This is a genomic window from Nitrospirota bacterium (genome assembly GCA_040757595.1).
Taxonomy (GTDB): Bacteria; Nitrospirota; Nitrospiria; order Nitrospirales; family Nitrospiraceae; genus JBFLWP01.
This window is the reverse complement of the sequence record JBFLWP010000012.1, coordinates 23,246-35,990: the sequence shown is the minus strand read 5'-3', so window position 1 is coordinate 35,990 and position 12,745 is coordinate 23,246. Positions and strand designations below refer to the sequence as shown.

The following is a 12,745-nucleotide window of genomic DNA, read 5'->3' as shown; positions in this document are numbered from 1 at the left end:
ATGCGCAGCCTGGCTCTTGCGATCCTGTCGACGCTGCTCCTCTCTTGCGCGGTGGGGCCCGACTATACCCGTCCGGACGTGCCGCCGCACGGGTCCTTCCGCATGGCGCAGGCCGAGGGGGCGTCCATCGCCAATCTGCCCTGGTGGGAACTGCTCCGCGACGAAGAGCTGCAAAAGCTGATCCGCATCGCGCTGGAGGAGAACAAGGACCTGAAGCGCGCCACCGCCACGATCGAAGAGTTCGAGGCCAAGCTCTTCATCGCCCGGACCGACTTCGCCCCGCAGTTGAGCGGGATCGTCAACGCCCCCTCGTTCGGCCGGAACACCCTGTTCCTGTTTCCGGGATTCCCCAACCCGTTCAACTACTACCTGCAGGGAAATCTCTCCTGGGAACTCGATATCTGGGGCCGCATCCGCCGCGCCAACGAGGCCGGACGCGCCGACCTGCTGGGCAAGGAGGAGGCCCGGCGCGCCGTCATCCTAGAGCTCGTGAGCAGCGTGGCGCAGGCCTATTTCGATCTCCGCCAGTTCGACATGCAGTTGGACATCGCCAGGCGCACGCTGAAGGCCTGGGACGAGTCGGTGCGGATCGCGCAGGCGCGGCTCCGGCAGGGGTTGATCGCCAAGCTGGACGCGGACCAGTTCGAGGCGGAGCGGGCCAACGCTGCAGCCCGCGCGGCCGAATTGGAGCGGCAGATGGTCCAGAAGGAAAACCAGCTCAGCGTGCTGCTGGGCAGGAACCCCGCCCAGATTCCCCGGGGCCGGTCGCTCACCGAGCAGGTGATGCCGCCCCAGGTGCCGCCCGGCCTGCCGTCGGAGCTGCTCCAGCGACGCCCGGACATCGTGCAGGCGGAACAAGAGCTCGGCGCGGCCACGGCGCGGATCGGGATGGCCAAGGCGGATCGCTTTCCCAAACTGTCCCTGACCGGGATCCTGGGCGTCGCCGATCCGTCGCTCTCGAAGCTGTTCTCGCGCAACGGCGATTTCGGGGTGGCAGGCCCCTCGCTCACCGGGCCGATTTTCAACGCCCAAATCCTGGGATTCCAGCAGAGGGCCGCCGAGGCGCAGGCCAGGCAGGCGCTGGCCCAGTACGAGCAGACGATCCTCGTGGCCTTTAAGGAAGTGGAGGACGCGCTGGTGGCGGTCCGCACGACCCGCGAGCAGCGCGAGGCGCAGGCGGAGCAGGTGGCGTCCTTGCGCTCGGCCCTGCACCTGGCCAACCTCCGCTACAAAGGCGGGCTCGCCAACTATCTGGACGTGCTCATCGCCCAGCGGAATCTCTTCGATGCGGAGCTGGCCCTCACGGGGACCCACCGGCTCCACCTGGTGTCCATCGTCCAGCTCTACAAGGCGCTCGGCGGAGGCTGGCCCGCGGTCAAGGAAGAGGGGAAGCCGGCGATTCCCGTGAGCGGCTGATCCGTCTTCCTTGTTGTCCGTTGAAGCACGATCTTCCCCGTTCGTCGCCCAAGGCGGTCTGCCGTACGTATTCCCGCTTGACAGGGTCCGATGGCAGGGTTATAAGCGAGCCGCCATGGAGCGTTGAGGGAACGGACAAAGGCGTCTCCACCTCAACGCGCGGCGCACAAACGATCGAGGACAACGGCGTCCTTTCGGTCCGTAGCGGGGCTGTCAAGGCGCCATTTTTTTTGCGGGATTCCTCGTTCCTTCACCGTTCACTGCGACGTTGGCCCTGACCGTTCGGGCTTGACCGATGTCCCCGGCACCATGGATGTTCCGGGTATGGGCTCACCCGGATCCGGAGCGCACGCGATGGAACGGTGCGCGGGTGGCCCGCCTTCGTGAGGCTCGCGCTTCCACGGACGGATCTGAGCCAGGAATGCGTGATGGCTTTGCGTCGTCTTGAGGAACGATTGACCTATCATCGGCTGCCGCTGCTCATCACCCTGATGACGGTGCTGGCGCTGGCCATCGGCGCCCTCGCCCTCTACTCGATCGAGCGGCGCCTGGTCGCGACGGCCGGCGAGAGCCTGGCGCTCATGGCCGGCGACATCGCCGACCAGTTGGACCACACCCTCTACGAGCGCTACGGGGATATTCAGGTCGCCGCCGCCGCGTTCGTCCCGTACATCCATGATCCGGCGGTCTTGCGCCGTCATCTCGACCGGATGAAGGAACATTACCTCGTGTACCGCTGGCTCGGCGTGACCGATGCTTCGGGCCGGATCATCGCCGCGACCAATCCAACCGACGTCGGGGACGACCGCGGTCGGGAGCCCTGGTTCCTGGCCGCGCGCGATGCGAGAGCGGTGCACGTCCAGGACGTGCAGTCGTTCGACCAGACGGACGGGCGTCAAGGGGTCGGGTTTTCTGCCCCGGTCCTGGACGAACGAGGGGCATTTCTGGGGGTGATCACGGCCAGGATCGGATTGGCCGAGCTGGAGGACGCCTTCGCGCGAGTCGTTGATTCGTTCGAGCGCCAGACGGGCGGCGGCACGATCGAGTGGCAGTTCCTGCGGCACGACGGCACGGTGATCGCCGATTCGCTGCTCCGCGAGGAGGGGAAGGTCAATCTGCAGCAGCTCGGGCTCCCCTCGGCGCGGTTGAGCGCCGAGGACGGGCCGGGCTATGTCGAGGAAGAACATCTCCGCCGCCGCGTGCCCGTCGTCACCGGCTACGCCCGGACGGAGGGCTACGGAGACTTCCCCGGTTTGCACTGGGGCGTCCTCGTGCGGATGGATCAACGCGACGTGCTGGCCCCGATCCGCTCCGTCCTGTGGAAGCTGGGGCTGGCCGGGGCGATCGTGTGGGTGCCGATGCTGGGCCTCCTGTTCTGGATGACCGGACGCCTGCGGACCGAGTGGAGCACCGCCGAGGAGCGGGGCAATCGGCTGACGGCCATCCTGACGAGCATCGGGGATGCGGTCATCGTCACCGACGAACGGGGGCGCGTCGCCTTCATGAACCCCGTCGCGGAGACGCTCACCGGCTGGACGAAGGAGGAAGCCAGGGGACACGGCCTGGAGTCCGTCTTCGTGATCGTGAACGAGGAGACGCGCCGGCCCGTCGAGAGCCCGGTGGCGAAGGTGCTGCGTGAAGGCGTCGTGGTCGGGTTGGCGAACCACACCGTTCTGATCGCCCGGAACGGGACCGAACGGCCGATTGACGACAGCGGGGCTCCGGTGCGCGACGCGGCCGGCCGGCTGACCGGCGTCGTCCTGGTGTTCCGGGACATCGCGGACCGCAAGCGGGCGGAACGGCGGCTGCGCGCGGAGCATGCGGTGACGCGGGAACTTTCGCTGGCCGACACGCTGGAGATGGCCGGGCCGAACATCCTGGCATCGGTCTGCAACACCCTCGAATGGGACCTGGGCGCCATTTGGCGGGTGGACAGCCGGGCCAATCTCCTGCGGTGCGCCCATCTCTGGGCCGCTCACGGATTCGCCTCGGAACCCTTTGAGGCGGCGAGCCGAGCCACCGCGTTTTCCCCGGGGATCGGACTCCCGGGCCGCGTCTGGGCGACCGCGGCTCCGGCCTGGATCATGGACGTGTTGCAGGACTCCAACTTTCCCCGTGCCGCCGCCGCGGCGTCGGCCGGCCTCCATGCGGCCTTCGGGTTCCCGATCCTGGTCGGGAAGGAGATCCTGGGCGTCCTGGAGTTCTTCAGCCGGGACGTCCGGGCGCCGGATGAGGATCTCCTGGCGATGATGGAAGCCATCGGCCGGCAGATCGGCCAGTTCCTGCAGCGGAAGCAGGCCGAAGAGCAGGCCCTCCATGCGCAGAAGCTGGACGCGGTCGGACGGCTGGCCGGCGGCGTGGCGCACGACTTCAACAATTTCCTGACGATCATCCACGGGTACAGCGACCTGCTCTTGCGCCGCCTGGGCGGCCACGAATCCCTGCGCCGTTATCCCCAGGAGATCAAGGACGCCAGCGAGCGGGCCGCCGGGCTCACGCGGCAACTCCTGGCTTTCAGCCGCCGGCAGATGCTGGAGGTCCGGGTGCTGAACCTCAACGACGTCGTGGCCACCATGGACGCCATGCTCCGCCGGTTGATCGGGGAGCACATCAACTTCGTGACGGCGTTCGGGCCGGACCTGGGGCAGGTCAAGGCCGATCCCAGCCAGGTCGAGCAGATCATCATGAACCTGGCCGTCAACGCCCGCGACGCCATGCCCGACGGCGGCACCTTGACGGTCGAAACGGCCAACGTCCAGCTCGACGACGACTATGCGCGCCGGCACCTTCCCGTGCAGCCGGGCCTCTACGTAATGCTGGCCGTAACCGACACCGGCCATGGGATGGACGCCCAAACCAAGGAGCGCATCTTCGAGCCCTTCTTCACGACCAAGGAGCGGGGCAAGGGAACGGGGCTCGGCCTCGCCACCGTGTACGGGATCGTCAAGCAGAGCGGGGGCACGATCTGGGTGTACAGCGAGCCGGGGCGGGGCACGACGTTCAAGATCTACTTCCCCCGCGTGGTGGATATCCTGGAGGCACCCACGCTGGAGCAGCCCCCGGCTCCACAGCCGGCGAGAGGCACCGAGACGATCCTGCTGGTGGAGGACGAGGAAGCCGTGCGGCAGTTGGCGCGCGAGGCCTTGGAATCGGCCGGCTTCCTGGTGCTGGCCGCCTGCCATGGAGCGGAAGCGCTCGCGCTCAGCGACCGATACGGCGACACGATCCATCTGTTGGTGACGGACGTCGTGATGCCCAAGATGAGCGGACGGGCCCTGGCCGAACAACTGCTCGCACGGCGTCCAGGCCTCAAGGTCCTGTACATGTCCGGCTACACGGACAATGCGATCGTGCACCAGGGGGTCCTGGACGAGGGGACCGCCTTCCTGCCCAAGCCCTTCTCACCCGATTCGCTGACGAGGAAAGTGCGCGAGGTGCTCGACCAAGGCTAGAGGCGCGGGACACGGGGCGCGAGGTTAAGAAGTTAGAGGGAGCCCGCCCCTAGCCCCAAGCCTCTCGCCTCGGGCCTGCTAGGGGATCAGCACGACCTTGCCGCACTGGCCTGACTTGATCAGCTCGAATCCTCGGGTGAAGTCCGCGAGCGGCAGCCGGTGGGTGACGACGGGCCTGATGTCCAGCCCGGCCTTGAACAGCCCCGCCAGCCGGTACCAGGTCTCGAACAGCCGGCGCCCGGTGACGCCGTAGACCCGGATCCCCTTGAAGATGATCTCGTTCGGCAGGTCGAAGCAGACCGGACCGGTGGGAATGCCGAAGAGCGTCACGCGCCCGCCGTTCTTGACGGAGCGGAAGGCTTGGTGGAGGGCTCCGGGATCGCCGGACATTTCCAGCGCACAATCCACCCCTTCGCCCCCGGTCACGTCCTGGATCGCCGCCGTCAGCGCGTCGGGCTGGTCCGTCCGGGCGTTCAGCGTGTGGTCCACCCCGAGCTGCTTCGCGAGCCCCAGCCGGTAGTCGCTGATGTCCGTGGCCACGATCGTGGCGGCGCCGGCCACCCGCGCCACGGCGGCGGCGAACAATCCCGTGGGGCCGCAGCCGCTGATCAGCACCGAATGTCCGGTGAGATCCTCGACCAGGGCGGCGTAGACCGCGTTGCCCAGCGGCTCCTGCACGCAGGCCAGCTCCGGAGGAATGTCTCTGGAGGTCTTCCACAGGACCCGCTCGGGCAGGGCGACGTATTCCGCGTAGGACCCGTCCACGTCAATGCCCAGGATCTGATAGTTTCGGCAAACGTGAGCCTGGCCGGTCCGGCACTGGAAGCAGAGGCCGCAAGTGAAGTGCGACTCGGCGGCCACGTAGTCCCCCACCGACACGGACGTGACGCCCGGGCCGAGTTCCACGACCTCCCCGCACATCTCGTGGCCGATGATCCGGGGCGGCCGGATGCGGCCCCTGGCCCACTCGTCCCAGTTGTAAATGTGCGCGTCCGTTCCGCAGAGCGAGGTGGCCGCGACTTTCACGAGCGCTTCGCCGGGGGCCGGTCTCGGAACCGGCGCGTCCTGCAACGTCAGTCCCGGCTCCGGGGCGGTCTTGACGAGGGCTCTCATGGCGTGAAGCTTTGCCACGAGGCGATTATCGCATAGTCACGGAGAAGTCGCCATGCAGCTTTGAAAATAGCCAATCGCTGCTCGCGACTTGCTGCGGGCAGTTTCCTGCTGGGCGGGTGCTTCTGCTCCACCCGCTCAGCCTGCTCTCGGACCTCCCTGCTCGGTTCGATCTCGGGCCATATCAACGAGCAGCAGCCTCACGAAGTATCGGGCGTTGTCTTCTTCAGCCCTTGTGAGGACGGCTTCGCGCCTCAGACGGGCAAGCGCCGCGCCGCATTCGACGAGCGTTGCCCACCAGACAACCGAGGCGGTATCTCCCTCGGTCAGCTTCTTGAGGCGATTGGTTCGTGGCTCGCTACGATCTTGGCGATGGGTTTCCCCCGCTCGGTCACGAGGACTTCCCCGCCAGCTTTGACCTTGGCGAGATGCTCGCTCAAGGTGGCTTTCAGTTTAGAGACCGTCGCGCTTTTCATGGCAGACTCCACAGTCAATGAGATATGACCAGTATGGTCAGATGCTCGCCATTGTCAATGTGCGCGGTGCGGCTTTCTTGGAAGTATTTGGAAGTATGGAGTGCATGGAACGTGGGTGGAGAGGCGCAGTCCCGAAGACACGCGATCTTGCCCCCGAAGCCGCCGAAGTCGGTATGCTCTTGTGGTACACTCTGACCATGCAATCACGTGTGACGCTTCTCTTGGCCGCAGTGCTGGGCCTTTGCGGGATCGAAACCGTCTGGGCGCTGGAATTCACGGCGGACCAGATCACCAGATTCAACGGACACAGCCGCAAGGCCAACATCTACTATCGGGACGACCGGTGGCGGCTGGAGCACCAGGACCTGGGCCCGGTGAACGTGACGATCGTCCGGAAGGACAAGCAGGTCATGTGGCTGCTGCTCTCCCGGATGAAGCACTTCAAGACCGTGCCCTATGACCCGGAGCAGGCGCCCAAGGTCAGCGAGCGGCTGGAGGGCGAGGTGGCGCGGGAGGAGATCGGAACCGAGACGCTGGACGGGCACCCGACCACGCTCTATCAGGTGACGGTACGGAAAGGGGATCGGGAGGTGATCTATTATCAATGGCTGGCCACCGACATCCGGTTCCCGCTGAAGCTGGCCAGGAAGGACGGAAGCTGGACGGTGGAATACCGGCACGTGAGGCTGCGCCCGGTCTCCGATTCGATGTTCCAGCTCCCGGTCAACTTCCAGCCGCTGGAGGAATTCGATCGGGGCGGCAAGGCGGAGCCGAAGAACCAGGGGCTGTCGCATCAGTAAGTGTCCGATTGTTCTGATTGTATAGATACGGAGGAGTTGTGGATTTGCTCAGGAACGGCGTCATCGCTCTTGCGCTGGGGGGGATCGGCTTGGCCGGTGTGGGGCGAGCCGCGGACGTGGCGGACATCATCGTCGAGTGGACCGCGGAAGGGAAGCGGCTGGCCGAGGAGCGGGCCAAGCTGCCGGCCAGGGACGAGATGGTCACGGTGCCGGCCGGCTGGTTCCTGATGGGGAGCAACAAGCAGGCGGACCGGAATGCCTACCCGGCGGAGTTTCCCCAGCGGCGCGTGTATCTGGATGCCTATCACATCGACAAGTACGAAGTCACGACCGTGCAGTTCCTGCGATTCGTGTTGGCGACCGGGCGGAACCCACTCCTCGACTGGCGGTACGACGGCGGCAATTTCCAGGAGTCCATGGCCAGCCATCCGGTGATGCACGTGTCCTGGTACGACGCTGACGCCTACTGCCGGTGGGCGGGAAAACGGCTGCCCACGGAGGCCGAGTGGGAAAAGGCCGCGCGGGGGGAGGACGGGCGCATCTACCCCTGGGGCAACCAGATGGCGGGCCTGACCCGAGCCAATTTCGGCCGCACCGGTCTGTCCGGCCCGGTCCGCGACCGGCCGGAGCGGCTCCTCCTCTATCCTCCGATCATCTCCGTGGACAAGTACGAAAACGCGGTGAGTCCCTACGGGATCTATCAACTGGCGGGAAACGTCGCCGAGTGGGTAGCGGACTGGTACGACGCCGAGTACTACAGGAGCGCGCCGGACCGGAATCCCAAAGGGCCGGAGAAGGGGACTCAGAAGGCCTTCAGGGGCGGCGGATGGATCGACAGCACCCCCACCGTCCGCGCCGCGCAGCGGAACGGGACGGACCCGACCACGAAGATGAACTGGCTGGGCTTCCGTTGCGCCCGTGACGCAACGAAGAGTGCAGAACGATGAGCGGTCTGGAATGCAGAAGTCAGAATGACGAACGATGAATTAAGAGGCCGGCTTTTCCCCGTTCATCATTCATCACTCATCGTTCCGCGTTTCCTGCGAAGCAGGCCTTGCGCCCGCTCGCTGGTCTCCTTGACCAGGAGGCCCATCTTGGGGTGGGAGGGCTCCAGGTCCACCGGCAGCCCGTGGCTCCGCAGTCGCTCGCTGGCCGTCGGGCCGATCGAAGCCACGACCATCCGGCCCAACTGCTGACGAAACCGCTCCTCCTGGCCCTCTTGCCTCAGCACCTGCAGCGCGTGATCCACCTGGACGGCGTTCGTGACCAGGAGTACGTCGACCCGTCCGGACAGGATAGCCTGCAACGCCCCTCTGAGCGGAGCCAGGTCCTCCGGCAGGGCCCAGCGATAAACCGGCACGGCCGTCACCTGCGCGCCGCCGCAGGCGCGCAGGGCCTCGAGCAGGTCGGCGTTCGTGACCCCGTATTCCTGCACGGCGATCTTCTTGCCGGCCACGCTCACGTTCAGGGCCTGGAGAATGTCGCGCCAGGTGTTCGGCTCCGGCACTGTAACCTGCGGCGTCAGGCCGAGATCTCTGAGGGCGGCAGCCGGCTTGGGCCCTCGGGCCACGAGCGTGGTCCGCCCCAGCGCCGCTTTGACGGCTTCCAACGGGTAGCGGGTCCGGAGCACTTCGACCAGCGTGCGGGTCCCCACGCCGGTCAACAGGAGGACCAGGTCGAATCCGCCCGCCAGGAGCTGCTCGCCGAAGGCCAGGGCTTCGGGGTTCTCCGCCAGCGGGACCTCGCGCATGGAAGGCGCGACCAGCGGTTCGCCTCCATAGCGGGCGATCAGGCGGGCCATCTCGTCCGCCATCCGGCTCTCGAAGGCGGCAACCTTTAGGCCGGCGAAGCCCTGGAGTTCACGGGCGAGCATGGAATGTGGTTTCTGGGTGTTGGCAAGCGGTGCGTCACCTGCGCAGAAGCAGCTTAGCACAGGACGACGTCCGGCTGTTACGTCGAGAGATCTAACCACGTTTCTTCTTGATCGGCGCGACTCCGATAGACTAGGCTATGGACTCATTTTCTCTGGGAGCAGAGTCCGCGTTTCGCCAAGGATCTCCTATGACTGTCCGCGATCAATCAGGTTCCACGATGTCACACGATCGGACCTTCGGATTCGTCATGGCCGGCGCCCTGGGCGTGCTCGCCGCCATCAGGTACGTCTGGAATGGCGCAGCATCCTGGTGGCTGGCCGGGATCGGGCTGGGCTTCCTGGCGACGGCATTGCTGGCTCCAACCTGGCTCGGCCCGGTGCGAACCTGGTGGATGAAACTTGCCGCGACCCTGGGGCGCATCAACGCCCGCATCCTGATGACCCTGGTCTTTGCGATCGTAGTCGTGCCGATGGGGCTCCTCTTGCGGCTGATGGGACGACAGCCGATTCCGATCTCCGCGAAAGGGGGCCACGGGTCCTACTGGCGCCGGCGTCATGAGGGTGACTTTGCGTCGGAGCGAATGGAGCGGCAGTTCTGAGAAACGGTGACAGGTGACGCGTGATGGGTGAAAGGTAAGAGGAGGGGCGTGTGGGATCGTTTCTGAAGGAACTGTGGGCGTTCATGCGCGAGCGGAAGAAGTTTTGGCTCTTGCCGATCATCATGGTCCTGCTCCTGTTCGGTGCGCTGCTGGTCCTGACTGAGGGCTCGGCCGTGGCTCCGTTCATTTACACCCTGTTTTAGGAGTACGTCGTGCGAGTCCTGGGGGTTTCCGCCTACTACCATGACGCAGCCGCTGCGCTCGTGGCGGACGGGCGGATCGTCGCGGCGGCGCAGGAAGAGCGGTTCACGCGCAGGAAGCACGATGCGCGGTTCCCGCACCACGCTGTGGCCTACTGTCTGCGTGAGGCGGGGATCACGCTGGCGGACCTGGACCGGGTGGCCTTCTACGACAAGCCGCTGCTGAAGTTCGAACGGCTCCTGGAGACCTACCTCTCCTTTGCTCCCAGAGGGTGGCGGTCGTTCGTGGCCGCCATGCCGGTCTGGCTCAAGGAGAAGCTCTTTCTGGAGAAGCTGCTCCGGCAGGAACTGGAGGCGGTCGCCGTCGAGCTCGGGTGCGAAGCCTGGGAGAAGCCGTTCCTATTCCCGGAGCATCACTTCTCCCATGCCGCCTCCGCCTTCTACCCCTCGCCTTTCGAGGAAGCCGCGGTGCTGACGATGGACGGGGTGGGGGAGTGGGCGACGACGAGCTTCGGGGTCGGAAGACAGGCCTCCCTGACCCTCCAGGCGGACATCACGTTTCCCCATTCGCTCGGGCTCCTCTATTCCGCCTTCACCTATTACACCGGCTTCAAAGTCAATTCCGGCGAATACAAGGTCATGGGGCTGGCGCCCTACGGGGAGCCGAAGTATGTGGACCTGATTCTGACTCATCTGATCGACCTGAAAGAAGACGGCTCGTTCCGCCTAAACCTGGACTTCTTCGACTACTGCACCGGCCTGCGCATGACCAACGAACGGTTCCACCGGCTGTTCGGAGGGGAGCCGCGACAGCCGGAGTCCGCCCTGACCCAGCGAGAGATGGACTTGGCCCGATCCATCCAGGACGTCACCGAGCTGGCGGTGCTGCGGATCGCGCGCCACGTGCGCCGGCAAACGGGCATGAGGCGCCTCTGCATGGCCGGAGGCGTGGCGCTGAACTGCGTGGCCAACGGGCTGGTGCTCCGCGAGCGGGTCTTCGAGCGGCTCTGGATCCAACCGGCGGCGGGCGATGCGGGCGGCGCCATCGGGGCGGCGCTGGCCGCTTATCACGTCCATGCCGGCGGCACGCGCCGGCTCGATCCGGAGCAGCCCGACGGCATGGACGGCTCCTACCTGGGACCCGCCTTTTCCGACGAAGAGGTCGAAGCCTTCCTGAGAAAGCATGGCTATCCATTCGAGAAACTCGCCGATGCCGAGCTGTTCGAGACGGTGGCCGATCTGCTGGCCAACGAGGCGGTCGTGGGCTGGTGCCAGGGGCGAATGGAGTTCGGGCCCCGCGCGCTGGGCAACCGGTCCATCCTCGGGGACGCCCGTTCCCCCAAGATGCAGTCCATGATGAACCTGAAAATCAAATACCGGGAGTCGTTCAGGCCCTTCGCGCCGGCGGTCCTGGAGGAGCGGGTCTCGGACTATTTCGACCTGGCGGAACCCTCCCCGTACATGCTGCTGGTCGCGCCGGTCCGGGAGGCCCGCCGGTTGCCGCTTTCAGAGGAGGACCGGCGACTCTTCGGCATCCAGCGGCTGAACCGGCCGCGGTCCGATATCCCGGCCGTCACCCACGTGGACTATTCGGCCAGGATTCAGACGGTCTCCCGCGTGACCAATCCGCGGTTCCACGCCCTCCTGTGCGCGTTCGAAGCGAAGACCGGCTGCGGCGTGCTCGTCAACACTTCGTTCAACGTGCGCGGGGAGCCGATCGTGTGCAGCCCGCAGGACGCCTACCGGTGCTTCATGCGGACCGAGATGGATGTCCTCGTGTTCGGGAATTGCCTCCTCAGGAAAGACGCGCAGCCCCCGTTGACCGAAGAGGCGGATTGGCGAAAAGAGTTTCAACTGGATTAGGGCGGGGGCGGGACTGCGCGCCGTATCGGGCGCTCGCTTACGGAGCGTCCTTCGTGCAGCGGAAGCCGGTGGAGTCGTTCCGGTCCAGAGGATCGCTCTTGACCCGGGTGAAGATGCGGACCATCGGGGTCTCGACCTGCCAGCCTGAGCTCCGGATCACCTTGTGGGTGCCGGTTTCCGGCCCTTTCGGATCCTTGGCCGGGCTCTTCTCGTAGTAGAGCGGATCGTACCAGTCGGCAACCCATTCCCAGACGTTCCCGGCCATGTCGTAGGCCCCGTAAGGGCTTTTCCCCGCCTCGTAGCTGCCGACCGGCATCAGCGTCTTCTCACCGATCCAGCGTTGGTTGTAGTTGAGGTGCTTGTGGGTCGGCTCCACGTTCCCCCACGGGAACCGTCGGCCGTCCGATCCCCGCGCCGCCTTCTCCCACTCGGCCTCCGTCGGCAGCCGTTTCCCGGCCCACCGGCAGTAGGCGTCCGCGTCGTGCCAGTCCACGTTGATGACCGGCCGGTCCGCGACCGACTCGGGCATCCGGTTGCCCTGCCAGAGGTTCCGGCTCGGATCCTTCGGGTGCTGTGGAGCCCGGTGGCCGGTGGCCCGCACGAATTCCAGGTAGCGGCCGTTGGTGACCTCGAACTTGTCAATGTAGAAGTTGTCCAGGACGACCTCGTGGCGAGGGTATTCGTCGCGGCCGCCGTCACGATCTCCTGCCGGGACGCCCATTTGGAACGGCCCGGCTGGAACCAGCACCATGGGGGCGCCGTCGCGTCCGGCGATGACTTGGGGAAGGGATGCCGCCGTGGCGGCGAGGGGAGCCGCGACGAGCAGAAGCAGACTGAGCAGGGAAGAGCCGGTTCGGTGCAAACAGTTCATGGTATCAGCCTCGATCTTTCTGTGAACGACCGGGAAGATTCGGATAGTACCATAGTGTCTGACCCAAATCCCAGGATGGACCGGA

11 protein-coding genes are annotated in these 12,745 nt (G+C 65.9%); 7 read left to right on the top strand and 4 right to left on the bottom strand.

The features are described 5' to 3' along the window. Nucleotides 1-1,416 (top strand): efflux transporter outer membrane subunit, encoded by a 1,416-nt coding sequence (locus tag AB1411_11730; protein MEW6544269.1) that lies wholly within the window; start codon nt 1-3, stop codon nt 1,414-1,416. A gap of 428 nt (nt 1,417-1,844) precedes the next feature. Further along, nucleotides 1,845-4,868, top strand: a complete 3,024-nt coding sequence (locus AB1411_11725; protein MEW6544268.1) for an ATP-binding protein — start codon at nt 1,845-1,847, stop codon at nt 4,866-4,868. Between the two features lie 78 nt (nt 4,869-4,946). Here the strand turns inward: AB1411_11725 and tdh are convergent, their stop codons facing one another. Together tdh and AB1411_11715 are read right to left on the bottom strand one after the other, a co-directional pair. After that, entirely contained in the window at nt 4,947-5,981 is a 1,035-nt protein-coding gene (tdh, locus tag AB1411_11720) for an L-threonine 3-dehydrogenase (GenBank protein MEW6544267.1), read from the bottom strand. Nucleotides 5,982-6,304: 323 nt separating this feature from the next. Continuing rightward, entirely contained in the window at nt 6,305-6,454 is a 150-nt protein-coding gene (locus AB1411_11715; protein MEW6544266.1) for a type II toxin-antitoxin system prevent-host-death family antitoxin, read from the bottom strand. Nucleotides 6,455-6,663: 209 nt separating this feature from the next. On the opposite strand from AB1411_11715, the gene AB1411_11710 reads away from it, so the two are divergent. Further along, nucleotides 6,664-7,254, top strand: coding sequence for a hypothetical protein (locus tag AB1411_11710; protein ID MEW6544265.1), 591 nt, complete (start codon nt 6,664-6,666; stop codon nt 7,252-7,254). 38 nt (nt 7,255-7,292) lie between these two features. Continuing rightward, complete coding sequence (locus AB1411_11705) at nt 7,293-8,201, top strand: SUMF1/EgtB/PvdO family nonheme iron enzyme (GenBank protein ID MEW6544264.1); 909 nt, start codon at nt 7,293-7,295, stop codon at nt 8,199-8,201. A 65-nt stretch (nt 8,202-8,266) separates the two neighbouring features. On the opposite strand, the gene AB1411_11700 is transcribed toward AB1411_11705, so the two are convergent. Further along, entirely contained in the window at nt 8,267-9,127 is an 861-nt protein-coding gene (locus AB1411_11700) for a uroporphyrinogen-III synthase (protein MEW6544263.1), read from the bottom strand. A 218-nt stretch (nt 9,128-9,345) separates the two neighbouring features. Between AB1411_11700 and AB1411_11695 the strand changes: the two genes are divergently transcribed. Genes AB1411_11695 through AB1411_11685 form a run of 3 tightly spaced genes read left to right on the top strand, consistent with a single transcriptional unit; the run spans nt 9,346 to nt 11,789 of the window. Then, nucleotides 9,346-9,726: an SxtJ family membrane protein gene (locus AB1411_11695; GenBank protein ID MEW6544262.1), complete on the top strand. Its 381-nt coding sequence runs from the start codon at nt 9,346-9,348 to the stop codon at nt 9,724-9,726. Nucleotides 9,727-9,776: 50 nt separating this feature from the next. Continuing rightward, nucleotides 9,777-9,929 (top strand): DUF5989 family protein, encoded by a 153-nt coding sequence (locus tag AB1411_11690; protein ID MEW6544261.1) that lies wholly within the window; start codon nt 9,777-9,779, stop codon nt 9,927-9,929. A 9-nt stretch (nt 9,930-9,938) separates the two neighbouring features. Beyond that, nucleotides 9,939-11,789, top strand: coding sequence for a carbamoyltransferase (locus AB1411_11685; GenBank protein MEW6544260.1), 1,851 nt, complete (start codon nt 9,939-9,941; stop codon nt 11,787-11,789). Nucleotides 11,790-11,826: 37 nt separating this feature from the next. Here AB1411_11685 and AB1411_11680 read toward each other — a convergent pair whose 3' ends face one another. Next, entirely contained in the window at nt 11,827-12,660 is an 834-nt protein-coding gene (locus AB1411_11680; protein ID MEW6544259.1) for a formylglycine-generating enzyme family protein, read from the bottom strand. Nucleotides 12,661-12,745: the final 85 nt, after the last annotated feature.

What these genes read in the sequence shown, in the direction of transcription:
- AB1411_11730 (MEW6544269.1), top strand. Translation starts at nt 1, where the DNA reads ATGCGCAGCCTGGCTCTTGCGATCCTGTCGACGCTGCTCCTCTCTTGC.
- AB1411_11725 (MEW6544268.1), top strand. Translation starts at nt 1,845, where the DNA reads ATGGCTTTGCGTCGTCTTGAGGAACGATTGACCTATCATCGGCTGCCG.
- tdh (MEW6544267.1), bottom strand. Translation starts at nt 5,981, where the DNA reads ATGAGAGCCCTCGTCAAGACCGCCCCGGAGCCGGGACTGACGTTGCAG.
- AB1411_11715 (MEW6544266.1), bottom strand. Translation starts at nt 6,454, where the DNA reads ATGAAAAGCGCGACGGTCTCTAAACTGAAAGCCACCTTGAGCGAGCAT.
- AB1411_11700 (MEW6544263.1), bottom strand. Translation starts at nt 9,127, where the DNA reads ATGCTCGCCCGTGAACTCCAGGGCTTCGCCGGCCTAAAGGTTGCCGCC.
- AB1411_11695 (MEW6544262.1), top strand. Translation starts at nt 9,346, where the DNA reads ATGTCACACGATCGGACCTTCGGATTCGTCATGGCCGGCGCCCTGGGC.
- AB1411_11680 (MEW6544259.1), bottom strand. Translation starts at nt 12,660, where the DNA reads ATGAACTGTTTGCACCGAACCGGCTCTTCCCTGCTCAGTCTGCTTCTG.